13 protein-coding genes are annotated in these 17,133 nt (G+C 68.8%); 5 read left to right on the forward strand and 8 right to left on the reverse strand.

Features of this window, described 5'->3' with window-relative positions; translation table 11 throughout:
• The first annotated feature begins 57 nt into the window (after positions 1 to 57).
• Positions 58 to 3,075 carry a DEAD/DEAH box helicase gene (locus tag UUA_RS15410; RefSeq protein ID WP_008438521.1) on the forward strand — a complete coding sequence of 1,006 codons (3,018 nt, stop codon included), beginning with the start codon at positions 58 to 60 and terminating at the stop codon, positions 3,073 to 3,075.
• Between the two features lie 10 nt (positions 3,076 to 3,085).
• On the opposite strand, the gene UUA_RS15415 is transcribed toward UUA_RS15410, so the two are convergent.
• From UUA_RS15415 to UUA_RS15435, 5 genes are all read right to left on the reverse strand, one after another.
• Positions 3,086 to 3,412 (reverse strand): hypothetical protein, encoded by a 327-nt coding sequence (locus UUA_RS15415; RefSeq protein WP_008438522.1) that lies wholly within the window; start codon positions 3,410 to 3,412, stop codon positions 3,086 to 3,088.
• Positions 3,413 to 3,510: 98 nt separating this feature from the next.
• Positions 3,511 to 4,194 carry an HAD family hydrolase gene (locus tag UUA_RS15420; protein ID WP_008438523.1) on the reverse strand — a complete coding sequence of 228 codons (684 nt, stop codon included), beginning with the start codon at positions 4,192 to 4,194 and terminating at the stop codon, positions 3,511 to 3,513.
• A 19-nt stretch (positions 4,195 to 4,213) separates the two neighbouring features.
• On the reverse strand, positions 4,214 to 5,446 hold the full coding sequence (locus UUA_RS15425; protein ID WP_039954240.1) for a hypothetical protein: 1,233 nt from the start codon (positions 5,444 to 5,446) through the stop codon (positions 4,214 to 4,216).
• A 57-nt stretch (positions 5,447 to 5,503) separates the two neighbouring features.
• Entirely contained in the window at positions 5,504 to 6,514 is a 1,011-nt protein-coding gene (gene glk, locus UUA_RS15430) for a glucokinase (RefSeq protein WP_008438529.1), read from the reverse strand.
• Positions 6,515 to 6,625: 111 nt separating this feature from the next.
• The gene (locus UUA_RS15435) at positions 6,626 to 8,260 is read right to left on the reverse strand and encodes a S53 family peptidase (protein ID WP_008438530.1); all 1,635 of its coding nucleotides are present in this window, start codon (positions 8,258 to 8,260) and stop codon (positions 6,626 to 6,628) included.
• 155 nt (positions 8,261 to 8,415) lie between these two features.
• On the opposite strand from UUA_RS15435, the gene hemB reads away from it, so the two are divergent.
• The 3 genes from hemB to pyrC all read left to right on the forward strand — a co-directional run bounded on the left by hemB (position 8,416) and on the right by pyrC (position 11,764).
• Positions 8,416 to 9,408, forward strand: coding sequence for a porphobilinogen synthase (gene hemB / locus UUA_RS15440; protein WP_008438531.1), 993 nt, complete (start codon positions 8,416 to 8,418; stop codon positions 9,406 to 9,408).
• Positions 9,409 to 9,455: 47 nt separating this feature from the next.
• The gene (locus UUA_RS15445) at positions 9,456 to 9,959 is read left to right on the forward strand and encodes a hypothetical protein (protein WP_153022828.1); all 504 of its coding nucleotides are present in this window, start codon (positions 9,456 to 9,458) and stop codon (positions 9,957 to 9,959) included.
• Between the two features lie 767 nt (positions 9,960 to 10,726).
• Positions 10,727 to 11,764: a dihydroorotase gene (gene pyrC / locus UUA_RS15450; RefSeq protein ID WP_008438533.1), complete on the forward strand. Its 1,038-nt coding sequence runs from the start codon at positions 10,727 to 10,729 to the stop codon at positions 11,762 to 11,764.
• A gap of 158 nt (positions 11,765 to 11,922) precedes the next feature.
• Here pyrC and UUA_RS15455 read toward each other — a convergent pair whose 3' ends face one another.
• From UUA_RS15455 to trxA, 3 genes are all read right to left on the reverse strand, one after another.
• Positions 11,923 to 13,290 carry a glutamate--cysteine ligase gene (locus UUA_RS15455; RefSeq protein ID WP_008438534.1) on the reverse strand — a complete coding sequence of 456 codons (1,368 nt, stop codon included), beginning with the start codon at positions 13,288 to 13,290 and terminating at the stop codon, positions 11,923 to 11,925.
• A 194-nt stretch (positions 13,291 to 13,484) separates the two neighbouring features.
• Positions 13,485 to 15,284 (reverse strand): transcription termination factor Rho, encoded by a 1,800-nt coding sequence (rho, locus tag UUA_RS15460; protein WP_008438535.1) that lies wholly within the window; start codon positions 15,282 to 15,284, stop codon positions 13,485 to 13,487.
• Positions 15,285 to 15,472: 188 nt separating this feature from the next.
• Positions 15,473 to 15,799, reverse strand: a complete 327-nt coding sequence (trxA, locus tag UUA_RS15465) for a thioredoxin TrxA (protein ID WP_008438536.1) — start codon at positions 15,797 to 15,799, stop codon at positions 15,473 to 15,475.
• Between the two features lie 381 nt (positions 15,800 to 16,180).
• On the opposite strand from trxA, the gene UUA_RS15470 reads away from it, so the two are divergent.
• Positions 16,181 to 17,133: DEAD/DEAH box helicase (locus UUA_RS15470; protein WP_008438537.1), on the forward strand; the 953-nt coding region annotated here is incomplete at its 3' end.

Here is a 17,133-nt window from a genome sequence, read left to right on the forward strand (position 1 = left end):
TCCTGCCGTCGCGCTGCTAAGCTCAACGTTTTGGTTGTCGCCACGGACCGTACGCGCATGCAGCAACCGGACGGGAAACCCCACGCCGCCATCGAGCCATCCGGCGATGACGAAGCCCTGCCGCAGGCATGGCGGCGGTTGCTGGCCGCGCCGAAGCCGGCCGTGGTCGACGAGCATGGCGTGCTGGGGTTTTTTCTGGAAGTGATGCCGGAGGAGGGCGCCGCGTTCGCCCGGCTGGACGTGGCGCCGGTGCTGCTGGCGGTGGTCGAGCACGGTCGCCACGCGCGGCCGGTGCCGCTGGACAGCCGGCACCTGGCGCAGTCGCCGCTCGAGCCGCACGAGCAACGCCTGGCGGCGACCATGCTCGGCCTGCCGCAGAGCGTGCGCAAGGGCCGCAGCTATGCGCGACTTGGCGGCCATGTCGGCGACACCCTGCTGGCCGAGATCCTGGATACCGCGCCGTGCTTCCTCGGCGGCCTGGCCGGGCTGCGGCTGTCGCGCGGCAAGTCGCATCCGCTCAACTGGCACTGGCAGCTGGAACCGGACGGAAGCCAGCGCCTGCTGCCGGTGCTGCCGCACAACCAGCGCCTGCTGCGCATCGACGGGCTGTGGTACCTCGACGCCGAACGCGCCGCCGTGGGCCGCTTCGACGCGGCGGTCGAGGAAACCCGCTGGCTGGAGCTGCCGCCGCTGAAGCACGAGCACGGTCGCCGCCTGCGCAATCGCCTGGCCGGCAGCCGGCTGGCCACGCGGGTGCCATTGCCGCAGGTGTTCGATGAAGTGCGCCGCTCGGCGCTGGCGCCCAAGCCCGTGCTGACCTTGCACGCGCTGACCCGGCACGTGCGGCTGGCCGCCGGCACGCCGCCGCTGGGCTACGCGCGGCTGGCCTTCGACTACGCCGGCGAACGCCTGCCCGCGCGCGGCGGTGAGCCGCTGGTGCGGCGCGTGCGCAACGGCCAGCTGGTCGAGATCACCCGCCGCCGTGCCGAGGAATTGTCGGCTATGGAGCAGCTCGAACGCGCCGGGCTCACTCCCGGCGTGGACACCGAGGGCTTGCCGTGGGACGTGGCCGAAACCCTGCCCGACGACGCCTGGCTGTTCCCCGGCACCGGCTACGCCGGGGCACTGGAGGTCAACACGCCGGCACGCTGGCTGGCGTTGCGGCCGAAACTCGAGGTGGAAAATTTCCAGGTCGAGTATGCGCCGAGCTTCCCGTTCGAGGTGCTGGAAGGTCCGGTGCACTGGTATGGCCACGCGGTGGAAGACACCGACGATCACGCCTTCGACCTGGAAATCGGCATCGAGCTGGACGGCGAGCGCCACAACCTGCTGCCGGCGGTGGCGCAGGCGCTGGCCGAGCACCAGCTGAACCTGCGGCCCGCGCCAAACGAGCCGGAGGACGCGGTGTGGTACGCGCCGGTCGATGCGCGCCGGCGCGTGCCGGTGCGCCTGAAGGAACTGCGCGGCCTGCTGGCACCGCTGGCCGAGTACCTGGAGAAGCCGCGCCGCAGGTTGCACCTGCCGCGCGTGCAGGCCGGCCGGCTGGAGGAACTCGTTGCGGCGATGCCCGGCAACGGCACGCTGGAGGCGGCCGAGCCGCTGCTCGGTTTCGCCGCGCGCCTGCGCGACGCCGCCGAGCGCGCCAGCGACGCGGTGCCCGACGGGCTCACCGTCGAGCTGCGCCCGTACCAGCGCGAAGGCCTGCGCTGGCTCAACGCGCTGGCCGAAGCCGGCGTCGGCGGCGTGCTGGCCGACGACATGGGCCTGGGCAAAACGCTGCAGCTGATCACCCACCTGCTGGCGCTGAAGCAGGGCGGCGCACTGGGCCAGCCCGCGCTGGTGGTGGTGCCGACCAGCCTGATCCCGAACTGGCAGGCGGAGATCGCACGCTTCGCGCCGATGCTGCGCGTGCTGACCCTGCACGGGCCGCAGCGGGCCGAGGAGTTCGCCCAGCTGGGCGCGCAGGACATCGTGCTGACCAGCTATGCGCTGCTGCCGCGCGACGTGGTCGCGCTGCGCAGGCAGCCGTTCGCGCTGATCGTGCTGGACGAGGCGCAACAGGTGAAGAACCCGCGCACGCAGGCGCGGCGCGCGCTGCTCAGCCTGCGCACGTCGCGCTACGTCTGTCTTACCGGCACGCCGCTGGAGAACCACCTCGGCGAGCTGTGGTCGCAGCTCGACCTGGCGGTGCCCGGGCTGCTCGGCGACGAAGGCGCGTTCCGCCGCTTCTATCGTCTCCCGATCGAGAAGCAGCACGACGAGGAATGCCAGCAGCGGCTGAACCTACGCATCGCGCCGTTCATCCTGCGCCGGACCAAGGCGCAGGTGGCCAGGGAGCTGCCGCCGAAGACCGAGATCACCCGCCGCGTGGTGCTGGAAGGCCGCCAGCGCGACCTCTACGAAGGCCTGCGGCTGTCGCTGGCGGAAGAACTGCGCGAGGTGATCGCGCAGCGTGGCATCGCGCACTCCGGCATCGTGGTGCTGGACGCGCTGCTGAAATTGCGCCAGGTCTGCTGCGATCCGCGGCTGGTGAAACTGGAAGCCGCGCGCGGCGTGCACGAGTCGGCCAAGTTCGAGCTGCTGATGGACATGCTGCCGGCGCTGCTCGACGAAGGGCGCAAGGTGCTGCTGTTCTCGCAGTTCACCGGCATGCTGAAGCTGATCGCCGCCGAGCTGGACCGCCGGCGCATCCGCTACGTCACCCTGACCGGCGACACCCGCGACCGCGCCGAGCCGGTGCAGCGTTTCCAGAACGGCGAGGTGCCGTTGTTCCTGCTCTCGCTGAAGGCCGGCGGGGTGGGTCTCAACCTCACCGCCGCCGACACCGTGATCCACTACGACCCGTGGTGGAACCCCGCCGCCGAGGCGCAGGCCAGCGACCGCGCGCACCGCATCGGCCAGGACAAGCCGGTGTTCGTGTTCCGCCTGATCACCTCCGGCACGGTGGAGGAACGCATCGAGCAGCTGAAGGAGCGCAAGGCCGAACTGGCCGCGGCGGTGCTCGAAGGCGGCGGCAGCCGCGAGAGGCTCAGCTTCGACGAGGGCGACCTGGACGCGCTGCTGGCGCCGGACTGAGCCGCCTGCCTCAGGACGATGGCCGCAGACGCGTGCGCAGCAGCGCGTCCACCGACTGCTGCCACTGCGGCGAGCCGGGTTGTGATTGCGGCGCTTCCTGGCCCAGCTTGGCCTGCACCGCCCGGTTCCATGCATCTGAGCCGTGGCTGGGGCCGTCGTCGGCGATCTGCAGCGAGCGGTCGACCCATGCATACCATTCGGGCGAGCCCAGTGCCGCGTTGGCTGGGGCGGACTGGCCGGCGGCGCCGGATGGCGGTGGTGCCGGCGAGGGCGAACAGGCGGCAAGGAGCAGGGCAAGCAGCAGGGCAAGCGGCAGGCTGGCGACGAGGCGGCGCATGGAAGGCTCCGTGGACAGTTGGCCACGAGCCTACCGCGGGCATGCGCAGCGGTGATTAAGTTTTCATGATGCGCGGCGGTGCGGTTCAGCGGGGTGGTTCAGTCGCGCGCGGCTACCTCGTCGAGGTGCCACAGCAGGCCAGCCGGGTCGTCGTACACGCGGAACGCGCCGGACTGCTGCAGCTCGGCGTGGCCGTAGCCGCCGGAGAGCAGACCCACGCCGAGCGCGTGCGCACGTTGCGCAGCGAGCATGTCCCACACGCTGTCGCCGATCACCAGCGATTGCCGGATGTCCACGCCCAGCTGCACCGCGGCGGCGAGGAACAGGTCGGGGTCGGGTTTGGCGTGGCGCACCTGGTCGCGCGTCACCACCGGCACCTTCGACGGGTCGACGCCGAGCGCCGCCAGGTTGGGTGCGGCGGTCTCCATCCGCCCACTGGTGGCGATCGCCCACGGGATGCCCTGTGCGGTGAGGTAATCCAGCAGCTCGCGCGCGCCGGGCAGCGGCCGCACCGAACCCTGTGCGTGCTGCCGGTTGAACGCCTCGGCATGCCACTGGCGCAGGCGGTCGAGACGCTCCTCGGTGATCGCCAGCCCGGTCTCGCGCAGCAGGATGTGCGCGAACAGGCCGCCGCTCATGCCGATCTTGCGGTGGATCCGCCACACCGACAGTTCCACGCCCTCGCGATCCAGCGCTTCCTTCCACGCCAGCACGTGCTGGTAGACGCTGTCGACCAGGGTGCCATCGAGGTCGAACAGGAAGGCGGTGTTGTGGCGGGGCATGGAGTTTCTCCGTGGGGTATCAGTTCAACAGGTCGATCCTGCGCAGGCCGCGCCGGATCGCATCGAGGTTGCCGCCGGACGGCCAGCCGACCACGGTGTCGATGACGGTGCCGTGGTCGAGAAAGTAGAACACCGGAGTCTCGACGCGCTCGACCATCGGCAGGCTGGCCTTGTCGTAGGCGATGCCGAGCCGCAGCGCGGGGTGCGCCTCGTTCCAGTCGCGCACGACGTCGAAGGCGGTGACCTCGTCGGGCGGTGCCACCCATTGCCCGTATTCACGGAACAGGTCGCGCAGCAGCGGGTCGGCCTCGATGTCGCGTGCGGCGTTCGCGGAAAAGTGGCAGCCGGTCGAGGCCAGCACGATCACCTGTGCCGGCGCGCGGACGTTGAAGCGGAAGCGCACCAGCTCGCGCTTGCGCGTGTCCGGCGTGACCACCCACAGACTGGGCTGGCCGCTGCGGATGCGGCTGAACGTGCGCGTCGACGGCGGCGGGCTGCGCTGGATGCCGGGGTGGGTGGCCAGCAGCGTGCGCGCCTCGTCGTCGCGGTGCGCGACGAGCAGGGCGTCGTGGAAGTCGTCGAGGTGCGGGCGGTCGATGCGCTGGCGGCGCTGCAATTCGACGAAATCGCGGCGCAGGTCGGCGAGGTAGTCCGACCGGCCGGTGGTGCGGAAGGCCAGATTCGCCGCGCGAAACAGGAATTCCGCGTCGCGGTCGTCGAGCGCATGTCGTTGCGCATTGGTCTGTGCCGGCGCGAAATCCGCGGCGTAGCCGCGCGCGATGGCCTGTGCCTGTGCGGCGACGTCGGCGTTCCCGGCGGCGGCCAGCAGGCGGTCGTAGGCGGGTTCCAGCGTGCTGGCCGCAGGGGCTTCCGCAGCCGGAGGCGGTGTGGTCAGCGCATCCAGGTCGATCGCGTAGTTCTGCGCGCCGAACAGGCGCAGCAGGGTGTAGGCCTGCTCGCGGGTGAGTTCGTAGCGCAGGTCGGCGAGGCTCATGCCACCCAGGCCATGCTCGCGGTACACCAGACTGTCGAGGAAGCGGCGCCGCGCGCCGGGCGTCAGCCAGTTCAGCGGCGAGCTTTCAGGCGGCGTATCGCGCACATAGGCATCCAGCGCCGCGCGCGAGGTGATCGGCGTGGCCGGGATCGCCAGTGCCGCGTTGCGGGTGACACCGGCGTCCTGCGCCGGCGCGGTGAGCGGCAGCGCCAGCAGGCACAGCAGCCACAGCAGGCGGGCGATGGTGGTGCATGGCATATGCATTCCTCGCATTCCATTGAAAGGATACGCCTCGGTCCGTGGCGTCGCCGCGGGCTAACGCGACGGCAGCAGCGTGCGCCCCGACTCCAGCACCGCCAGCGCCGCCGCGCCGAGCAGGCCCGGCTCGGGGTTCATGATCGCCTGGGTCGGTACCTTCTCCATGATGTCGCGGAAACGGCCCTTGGCCTCGAAGCGTTCGCGGAAGCGGCCGCGTTCCAGCCACGGCAGCAGCACCGGGATCAGCCCACCGGTGAGGTAGACGCCGTTCCACGCGCCCAGCGTGAGCACCAGGTCGCCGGCGACGCTGCCGAAGATGCCGGCGAAGGTCTCTACCGTACGCGTGCACAGCGGGCAGCTGCCGTCCTTCGCGCGGGCGGTGATGTCCTCCGGCTTCAGCGCGTCGGGCGTCGCGCCAACCGTGTGGCAGATCGCGTCGTACAGGTTCACCAGGCCCTGGCCGCAGATCAGCCGCTCGTTGGAAACGCGCCCGTACTTGTGGTTGAGGTAGTCGAGGATGGCGATGTCCTCCGGCGTGTGCGCGGCGAAACCGGCGTGGCCGCCTTCGGTCTGCAGCACGCTGCAGTGGCCGCCGCGCACCAGCAGGCCGCCCACGCCCAGGCCGGTGCCGGGGCCGACGACGGCGAAGGTCTGCTCGGCTTCGGCGCCGACCACCGGGCGCGGCACCGTGCCCACGTCGACCAGGTCGTCGCCATGCAGCAGGGTCACCGCCATGCTCTGCGCCGCGAAGTCGTTGACCAGGTGCACGTATTCCAGGCCCAGCGCGCTGGCCGTCTGGTGCGCCGAGATTGCCCACGGGTTGTTGGTGACCTTGACCGTCTCGCCGTCGACGATGCGGCCGGCGGCGGCCACGATGGCGCGACTCACCTGGAGGCCGGTGTCGGCGAGGTATTGCTTCGCGGTCGCGACCAGCGAATCGTGCTCGGCCACCCGGTAGCGTCGGATACTGTCGCTCAGCAGCGGCTGGTCGCGCGATGGATCCGCCACACCGAAACGGACATTGGTACCGCCGAGATCGACGAGCAGGGTGGGGGCGGTAACGCGCATCGGGGCTCCAGCGGGGACACGGAAAGCAGCAAGCCTGCCGTGAATGCGCCCCAGCGTCCAGCGCCGGTCGCATCCGGCAGGCGCGGGTCGCCCGGCGCGTGGCGGGTGAGCTCACGGTTTTTCCTTGCGCTTGCCGCCCCTGCCGGGCGGCTTGTGGCCGCCGTGCTTGGGTTTGTGGCCGCCGTGCTTGGGCGGGTGGCCAGGCGGAGCCGGAGCGGGGTTGGCCGCCCCCGCCTGCAGGGCGCCGAGCAAGGCCTGTCCGTCCGGGCTGCCCAGTCCGGTGCAGGCGTCCCAGCCCGCGCCCGCCGCGTAGCTGCCGTTGTCGCCCTGGGTGATGTCGTGGAAGGCCGCGCCGCCGAGGTCATACAGGGCGGCCTGCACCGCGCCCAGCGGATGGCCGAGCTGCTGGCCAAGGCGAGCCACCAGCGCGGCCCACAGCGGCGCGACGGCGCTGGTGCCGCCGACCACCTCGTCCTGGCTGTCCACACGCACCGCATAACCGGTGAGCGGATCGGCATTGCCCGCGACATCCGGCACGCCGCGCCCGGCGAAGCCTCCGGCTGTCGCGGGCACCGCCGCGCCCGCCTGCCATGCGGGCAGCGCAAACACGGCACTGACGCCGCCACCGGTGGCGCCCTCGTTGGCCGCGGTTTCGTTCCAGGTCACCTCGCTGCTGATCGCGCCGCCGCTGGCGAGCAGCTTGGTGCCCCCGCAGGCCAGCACGGACGGGCTGGCAGCGGGGAAATCCACATGCGGCTGGCCGTCGCTTGCGCCGTCGCTGGAACCGCTGTCGCCGGCCGCCGCGGTCACCGTCACGCCGAGCGCGGCGGCGTCCTCCAGCGCGGTTTCCATCGCGTCGCGCGACGCCGTAACCCAGCTGTCTTCCGGAGCGCCCCAGCTGATCGACATGGCCGTGGCCGGCAGGCTGCTGTCGTGCGCGGCCTGCGAGATCGCGTTGTAGAAGCCCTGGTCGGTATTCGGGGCGAAGTAGACGGCCAGCTTCGCCGCCGGTGCCAGCGCGCCGGCGATCTCGATGTCCAGCATCACCTCCGCATCCGCGGCGCCGCCGGGCTGGTTGCTGCCGCTGGCGATCGACACGGCGGTGATGGCGGGCGTCGCCAGGCCGAGCGAACTGAAGTAGGTATCCAGATCGGCCTGCCGGTAGCCGCCGCCCAGTTCGATGATTGCGATGACCTGGCCGCTGCCGTCCGCGCCGGCGGGAAAGTCGTACAGCTGGCCCACCTGCAGCGGCGTATAGGTGTTCACCGGTTGCGCCTGTGCCACGCGGAAGTGCGGCCGGGCGACGGGGCGGCGGTCGAGGCCCAGCACCGCGATCACCGCCGGATCCGGCAGGGTCGGCGCCTGCGCGGAGCCGACATAGACCACCCCACCGGATGTCAGCTCATAGCGGCCCAGCTGCACGCCGAACGCGCGCTGCAGGGCTTGTACCGTGCCGCGCAGGTGCAGCGTCCGCCGCGCCGGCTCGCAAGCCAGTTCCTGCAGGCCGTGCTGGCGGCCGAAGCTGCGCAGGCGGTCCAGGTCGTCCGGGTCGACGCCGTAGCGGGCCTCGAAGTCGGCATGCCGGATGGCTTGCGAGGAAGGTGGAGCCACCATGTCCAGCGGGCTCCGGCGGCGCAGCACGAGGGTCACGTCGAGCGACGCATCCGGGGCGTGTCGGCCCAGGTAATGGGCGCCGGGCGGCTGGTGCCGGCGGACGGCCGGTGTGGGGGTTCGGGTGGTACCCATGGGGCTTCCTCCGGGAGAATGGTGGCGGATGCCGTGTCGAGGGTGCCCCGGAAAATGTTATGGCCTGGTTGCGCCGGCGTGTCGCAGATGTCGTGGCGCGGCCGTGTTTGGCGTTGTGGCCTAAAATGCGCGGATACGCCCCGCCAGGAACCGCCATGAGCTTTCCCGCCATCCGCATGCGCCGCATGCGCCGCGACGCCTTCTCCCGCGCGCTGATGCGCGAGCACACCCTGCTGCCCAGCGACCTGATCATGGTCGCGTTCGTGATCGAGGGCGAAGGCCGGCGCGAGGCGGTGCCGTCGATGCCGGGGGTGGAGCGGCTTTCCATCGACGGCTTGCTGGCGCTGGCCGGCGAATGCGTGCGGCTGGGCATCCCCGCGCTGGCTCTGTTCCCCTCGCCCGGCGCCGACGTGAAGTCGCTCGACGCCAGCGAGGCGTGGAACCCGGACAACCTGATGCACCGCGCCACTCGCGCGCTGAAGGCGAAGTATCCCGAGCTGGGCCTGATCGGCGACGTGGCGCTGGACCCGTACACCACCCACGGCCAGGACGGCCTGATCGACGATGCCGGCTACGTGATGAACGAGCCCACCGTCGAGGCGCTGATCAAGATGTCGCTGGCCCAGGCCGCGGCCGGCATGGATTTCGTGGCGCCGTCGGACATGATGGATGGCCGCATCGGCTCCATTCGCGACGCACTGGAAGCAGCAGGCCACATCCATACGCGCATCCTCGCCTACTCGGCGAAATACGCCTCCGCGTTCTACGGCCCGTTCCGCGACGCGGTTGGTTCGGCGGCCAACCTCGGCAAGGGCAACAAGCACACCTACCAGATGGACGTGGGCAACAGCGACGAGGCGCTGCGCGAGGTCGAACTGGACCTGCTCGAAGGCGCCGACGCGGTAATGGTGAAGCCCGGCCTGCCCTACCTCGACGTGCTGCGCCGGGTGAAAGACACCTTCGGCGCGCCCACCTTCGTCTATCAGGTCAGTGGCGAGTACGCGATGCTGAAGGCCGCCTCGATGAACGGCTGGCTGGACGAGAAGGCGGTGGTGCTGGAAGCGCTTACGGCGTTCAAGCGGGCGGGGGCGGATGCGATCCTGACGTACTACGCGATTGATGCGGCGCGCTGGTTGCGCGGAGAGTAGCTGAGTCGGGAAGCAGAAGGATATGTCGATTCTCCGAGGTCACCTGCATGGTCGGTGATGAAACCAGTGAGCCTTCGCCGTTCGGCATGCTGCGCTACGCGGAGGATTACCGACTTGCTGCCGAACGAGTAATTGGTGATTGCAATCCACTCGAAAGCAGACTGCTGATGCCTTCTTACAATCTCATCGCCCAGTCGATTGAGCTGAGTCTGAAGGCCTATCTGCTCTCGAAGGGCTTGACCAGCAGGCGGCTGCGTGAACAGCTTCTTCGACATAACCTCGATGGCCTGATGGCTAAGGCTGAAGGCCTCGGTCTTAACGACCTGGTTTCGCTCGATGACCTTGACCGGCAACTCGTGTCCGGCTTGAGTAGATATTACGAGGCGCATGAGTTTCGCTACATAAAGACTGGAGCCAAGGAACTCCCATTCTGGTCCTTGATTTCTCCGCTGGCGAAAAGGTTCACGCACGAACTGCATGACTATTGTTTGGTGCTTTTGATAGGTGAGGCGGACGCTCACAAACGGATTGAAACTTGCGGGAAGTTCTAGCGCTGGATCGGTGTCAGATTCAGTTTGTCTTGAGCCTTGGTGTTTCCCGAAAGCAAGAGCTTTCGTGCGCCTGCGGCGCGCGAGTTACTTTCTCTTTACGTGGCCAAAGAGAAAGTAACCAAAGAGAAAGGCCACCCCGCTTGGGCTTGCCGGACATCCTGTCCGGCAAGTCCGTGAGTCGGGGCCGGGCTTTTCGAGCGGGCTCCTGCCCGCGCGAAAAGTCGTTGCCATCCATGGCAACGCCCGCTGCGCGGCCTGTCGACCCCGACTCACCGCCGCGCAAGGGACCCCGGGTAGAGCAGCGGGCCATCCTGGCCCGCACTCGGTGATGAAGCGGAAAAGCACAAGCCACAGCAAAGCGGCGCTTTGCTGTGGCTCCGCTCGGGCTTTTGATCCGGCTCTTCTGAAGAGTGCGCGCAGGATGCGCGCTGCTTTACCCGGGGTCCCCTCTGCAGCGGCGGGCGGGCGAAGGAAAGCCCGCAGGGTGGTTCGCAGGGATGCGAACCAGTTTGTCGTCAGGGCAGGATGCCCTGTCGACAAACCCCGTAGCCCGCACGCGAACTTTCCGGGCAGGAGCCCGGAAAGTTCGGAAGCGGGGTGTCATTTTCTCTTGGGTACTTCTCTTTTGGACAAGCAAAAGAGAAGTACCTCGGCCTCCGAAGGAGGACGAAAGCTCTTGCTCTTATGGCAAACCAGCCCGGCGAACAACCGGAACACGCCCGCGCGATACCATTGCCATCTCCGATCGCCACCCGAGTTCACCAGCCATGACGCCAACGCGCCTGGAAATCACCCGCCCCGACGACTGGCACCTGCACCTGCGCGATGGCGACGCGCTGGCCTCGGTGGTCGGCCACACCGCGCGGCGCTTCGCGCGCGCCATCGTGATGCCGAACCTGAAGCCGCCGGTGACCACGGTGGCGCAGGCCGAGGACTACCGCCGGCGGATCCTCGCCAGCCTGCCGGCGGGCGCGCGTTTCCAGCCGCTGATGACGCTGTACCTCACCGAGGACACGCCGGCGGAGGAGATCGCCCGCGCCAAGTCAAGCGACAGCGTGTTCGCGGTGAAGTACTACCCCGCCGGCGCCACCACCAATTCGCAATCCGGCGTGCGCGAGCTGTCGCGCGTGTATCGCGTGATCGAGGCGATGGAGAAGCACGAACTGCCGCTGCTGCTGCATGGCGAGGTCACCGATCCGGAGATCGACATCTTCGATCGCGAACGCGTGTTCATCGAGCGCCACCTGCTGCCGCTGCGCGATCGCTTCCCGGCGCTGCGCATGGTGCTGGAGCACATCACCACCGGCGACGCAGCCGAGTTCGTCGCCGCTGCACCGGCCAACGTGGCGGCCACCATCACCGCGCACCATCTGCTGCTCAACCGCAACGCGTTGTTCGAGGGCGGCATCCGACCGCACCACTATTGCGCACCCATCCTCAAGCGCGAGACGCACCGCGCCGCGCTGTTGCAGGTGGCCACCAGCGGCGACACGCATTTCTTCCTCGGCACTGACAGCGCGCCGCACCCGCGCGAGGCGAAGGAAGCCGCGTGCGGCTGCGCGGGCTTGTACACCGCCCACGCGGCGCTCGAACTGTATGCCGAGGCATTCGAACAGGCGGGCCGGCTGGATCGGCTCGAAGCGTTCGCCAGCTTCCACGGCCCGGATTTCTACCGCCTGCCGCGCAACACCGATCGCATCGCGCTGGTGCGCACGCCGTGGATCGTGCCGGACGAGTATCCGCTGGCCGGCAGCAGCTGCGTGCCGATGCGTGCCGGCGGCAGCGTCGGCTGGTCGCTGGCGTAAGGCGCGCGCCTGTCGCCCTTGATGACCAACGTACAAGGAGCCCGCTCGCGGGCGATGCTCCTGCGCAGGATTCGGGATTCGAAGAGCATCGCCCGCGAGCGGGCTCCTACGGGCAGCGATGCGCCCGGGGCGGCGATGGAGGGCGCAAGGCCCCTCGCTCAGTAGGCGAACTCGCGGAACAGCGGGTCGACGCTGCCGTGCCACGGGCCGTGGAACAGCTCCAGCTTGCGTTCGGCCGGGGTCTGGTTGGCCTGCACGATCTCGATCAACGGTTCGAGGAAGATGCTTTCGTCGGCACCGTTGCGGTTGAGCCGCGCCCGCCGCCGCAAACCATGGCCGGCAATCTTCAGCGCTTCCTCGGCGAGATCGCGCACCGTGCCGCCGCGGAACGGCAGCTTCAACGCGTGCTTCGGCACGCCGTCGCGCAGGGCATGGCGTTCCTCACGGCTGAAGTCCTTGACCAGGTCCCATGCCGCGTCCAGAGCCTCGTCGTCGTACAGCAGCCCGACCCAGAACGCGGGCAGCGCGCACAGCCGGTTCCACGGGCCGCCGTCGGCGCCGCGCATCTCCAGGTACTGCTTCAGGCGCACCTCGGGGAAGGCGGTGGTGAGGTGGTCGGCGAAGTCCTTCATGGTGGCGTGCACGCCCGGCAGCGTGGGCAGCTCGCCGGCCAGGAAGCGCTTGAAGTCCTGCCCGGCCAGGTCGATGTAGCGGCCGTCCTGGTAGCTGAAGTACATCGGCACGTCGAGGATGTAGTCGACGTAGCGCTCATAGCCGAAGCCGTCGGCGAATACGAAGTCGAGCATGCCGGTGCGGTCGGGGTCGGTGTCGGTCCAGATGTGCGAGCGGTACGAAAGATAGCCGTTTGGACGTCCTTCGGTGAACGGCGAATCGGCGAACAGCGCGGTGGCGATCGGCTGCAGCGCGAGGCTGGCGCGGAACTTCTTCACCATGTCCGCTTCGCTGGAGAAATCCAGGTTCACCTGCACGGTGCAGGTGCGCGTCATCATGTCCAGGCCGAGCGAGCCGACCTTGGGCATGTACTCGCGCATGATCTTGTAGCGGCCTTTCGGCATCCACGGCATTTCGTCGCGGCGCCACTTCGGCTGGAAGCCCATGCCGAGGAAGCCAAGGCCCATGGCGTCGGCTACCGAGCGCACTTCGTCCAGGTGCTGGTTCACTTCGCAGCAGGTCTGGTGGATGGTTTCCAGCGGCGCACCGGACAGTTCCAACTGGCCGGCCGGTTCCAGCGTGATCGAGGCGGCTTTGCGCGACAGCGCCACCGGAATCTCACCTTCGCGGGCGATGTCCCAGCCGTAGCGCGTGGCGATGCCTTCGAGCAGCGCGCGGATGCCGCGCTCGCCTTCGAACGCGGGCGGCCGCAAGTCGTCGGTACGGAAGCCGAACTTCTCGTGTTCGGTACCGATCCGCCACGCCTCCCGGGGCTTCTCGCCGGCGGCGAGGTAGTCGACGAGCTGCTGGCGCCCCTGGATCGGGGTGCTCTTGACGGCACTGGGTATGGACACGGGCGAAGCCTCGCTGGAAGAGCCGACACTATGGGGGCGGCGCAAGGCGACGAAAAGGGGTGTCGTGGATGCGGGGTCGGAGCTGCATTGGAGCAGCCTCGCGCGGGTGCCGCCTTGAGCTGGGTCAGGCGGGTACAGGAAGGGAGACGGCGGCCCGAGGCCGCCGTCGTTCCGTCACTTGCGATTCCCGCGTCTCAGCGCTTCATCGAATTGAAGAACTCGTCGTTGGACTTGGTGTTCTTCATCTTGTCGAGCATGAACTCCATTGCGGCCAGCTCGTCCATCGGGTGCAAGAGCTTCCGCAGGATCCAGATCTTGGCCAGCATGTCCGGCTCGATCAGCAGGTCCTCGCGACGGGTGCCGGAGCGGTTGATGTCGATCGCCGGGTAGACGCGCTTCTCGGAGATGCGCCGGGACAGGTGCACTTCCATGTTGCCGGTGCCCTTGAACTCCTCGTAGATCACCTCGTCCATCTTGCTGCCGGTTTCGGTCAGTGCGGTGGCGATGATGGTCAGGCTGCCGCCTTCCTCCACGTTGCGGGCGGCGCCGAAGAAGCGCTTCGGACGCTGCAGCGCGTTAGCGTCGACGCCACCGGTGAGCACCTTGCCGGAACTGGGCACCACGGTGTTGTAGGCGCGGGCGAGGCGGGTGATCGAGTCGAGCAGGATCACCACGTCGCGCTTGTGCTCAACCAGGCGCTTGGCGCGCTCGATCACCATCTCGGCGACCTGCACGTGACGCACGGCCGGCTCGTCGAAGGTCGAGGAGATGACCTCGGCGCGCACGGTGCGGGCGATCTCGGTCACTTCTTCCGGGCGCTCGTCGATCAGCAGCATGATCAGGTGCGCTTCGGGGTGGTTGTAGGTGATCGCCTGGGCAACGTTCTGCAGCATCATCGTCTTGCCGGACTTGGGCTGCGAGACGATCAGGCCGCGCTGGCCCTTGCCGATCGGCGCGATCAGGTCGAGGATGCGGCCGGTGATGTCCTCACTCGAACCGTTGCCGCGCTCCAGCTTGTACGCCTTGCGCGGGAACAGCGGGGTGAGGTTCTCGAACAGCATCTTGTTCTTCGACGCCTCCGGCGGATCGCCGTTGATGTCGTCGACGCGCAGCATGGCGAAGTAGCGCTCGCCTTCCTTCGGATGGCGCACGCGCCCGGTGATGTAGTCGCCGGTGCGCAGGTTGAAGCGGCGGATCTGGCTGGGGCTGACGTAGATGTCATCGGGGCCGGCCAGGTAGCTCTCGTCGGCCGAGCGCAGGAAGCCGAAGCCGTCCTGCAGGATTTCCAGCACGCCTTCGGCCCAGATGCCGCCACCGGAACGGGCGTGCGCCTTGAGCACGTTGAAGATCACGTCCTGCTTGCGCGCGCGGGCGACGCCTTCGTACACGCCCAGCGACTCGGCGAACTCCAGCAGCTGTGGCGCCCGCATGCGCTTGAGTTCGGTGAGGTTGATCACCCGGTCGTTGCTGCCGGGATCGGCGTTGTCGTCGTCCACCGGCAGGCCGTTCGGGTTCGGGCGCGGATGCTGCTGGCGCCCCTGCTGCTGGTTCGGGTTGCCGCCGCGTTCGTTGCGCCGGCGCCGGCCACGGCCTTCGCGACCCTCGCGCCCGCCGTTGTTCTGGCCGCCATTCGGGTTCTGGCCTTGGCCCTGGTTCGGATTCTGCGGCTGACCAGGGTTCTGGCTGGCCGGCTGGTCAGGATTCTGGCCAGGCTGGGTGGTGAACTCGCGCGGCTCCTGCGCGGGGCGTGCGGCCGCGGGTTCCGCCGGCGCTGTCGGCAGACTGGCCGGTACCGGCGCAGACGCTGGCGGCGCCGGAGCAGGCGTTGGCGCGGCGGGCTTGTCCGCCACTGCCGCCTTCCCGGCGTTCGCCGCCGCGGCTGCGGCGGCCGTGCGGCGCGGCGCACGGGGGCGCGGTTCAGGCTTGTTTTCGGCGATGGGGCCGGCGTCGGCGCCCGGAGCGTCGTTCGGGGTTCTGTTTTCGGTATCGGACACGGGCAATCCTCGCGGGGCGCCGTTGAATTGCAGGAGGGAGGGTGTGCGTCGCGCGGCAGGCGCAAGGGGACAGGACTGTCCCGACGGACGCGATGGAATCTAGCACCCGCCGCGTGCTGGCGTAAAGCCTCGCGCGCCTGCCGGGCGGAACCGGCGAGGCGGCGGGCAGCGGGTTTGCAACGGGTAGGTCAGATGGCCTTGTCGATCATCTGGGTCAGCTGGCCCTTGCTGACGGCGCCGATCTGGGTGGCTTCGACCTTGCCGTTCTTGAACACCATCAGGGTCGGGATGCCGCGCACGCCGTAGGCGCGCGGGGTCTGCTGGTTCTGGTCGATGTTCACCTTCACCACGCGCAGCTTGCCTTCGTACTGCTGGGCCAGCTCGTCCAGCATCGGCGCGATGGCCTTGCACGGGCCGCACCATTCCGCCCAGAAATCCAGCAGCACCGGGGTTTCGGACTTCAGCACCTGCTGCTCGAAGGCATCGTCGTTCACATGGGTAATCAGGTCGCTCACCGGGGATCTCCGTGGCTGGGGGGCCAGAACTGGCAGGTGGAAAACAATGGGGTGGCCGGGGCCGAAAAACAAGGAGTGGCGACGGGCGGGGCCGCCATCGGCTACACTCAGGCGCCCACGAAGCGCGGGTTGGGCAGGAAGAGGGCGGCGAGTTCTCATTCCAGCGCAACTCAGGGCACGATTCAAGGGCGGCTTGCACAGCCGCCCGTCGGACCGCCGTCAAATCCGGCGTCGCACGCCGCGGCGCGACCTTGCCGACCCCGAGATTGAGCGCTTCGCCGCGCATCGCGCATCCCGTCCTGCACCGTTTCGCGCCGAACGTCGGCCGCTGAAATGGGTGCAGCGCATCACGCCGCGTCAGGCAAGGTCAACCATCCGCATATGTCACAAACCGTACTCACCGATACCTTCTTCGCCAACTTCGATCTTCATCCGCTGCTGCAGCAGGGTCTCGCCGACAGCGGTTTCACCCGCTGCACGCCGATCCAGGAAATGACGCTGCCGCCGGCGCTGTCCGGGCGCGACGTCGCCGGTCAGGCGCAAACCGGCACCGGCAAGACCTGCGCCTTCCTGGTCGCGCTGATGAACCGCCTGCTGACCACCCCCGCGGTGGCCGAGCGCAAGGACAGCGACCCGCGCGCGCTGATCATCGCGCCCACCCGCGAGCTGGCCATCCAGATCGACAAGGACGCGCGCAACATCGGCCGCCACACCGGCCTGAAGACCGCGCTGATCTACGGCGGCGTCGACTACGACAAGCAGCGCCAGCAGCTGAAGGACGGCTGCGACATCATCATCGCCACGCCCGGCCGCCTGCTCGACTACCACAAGCAGGGCGTGTTCAGCCTCAACGGCGTCGAAGTGATGGTGATCGACGAGGCCGACCGCATGTTCGACCTCGGCTTCATCAAGGACGTGCGCTTCATCTTCCGCAAGCTGCCGCCGCGCGAGCAGCGCCAGGTGCTGCTGTTCTCCGCCACCCTGAGCCACCGCGTGCTGGAGCTGGCCTACGAGCACATGCACGAGGCCGAGAAGCTGGTGGTGGAGAGCGACCACGTCACCGCCGACAAGGTGCGCCAGGTCGTCTACTTCCCGGCCAAGGAAGAGAAGATGCCGCTGCTGCTGAACCTGATCGACCGGCACCAGCCCACCCGCAGCATCATCTTCGTCAACACCAAGGCCGCCGCGGAGCGCGTCACCGAGCGGGTCAAGCGCCACGGCTGCCGCGTCGGCGCGATTTCCGGCGACGTGCCGCAGCTGAAGCGGCAGAAGCTGCTGCAGCGTTTCCAGGAAGGCCAGCTAGACATCCTGGTGGCCACCGACGTGGCCGCGCG

Source organism: Rhodanobacter thiooxydans LCS2 (assembly GCF_000264375.1).
Lineage (GTDB): Bacteria > Pseudomonadota > Gammaproteobacteria > Xanthomonadales > Rhodanobacteraceae > Rhodanobacter > Rhodanobacter thiooxydans.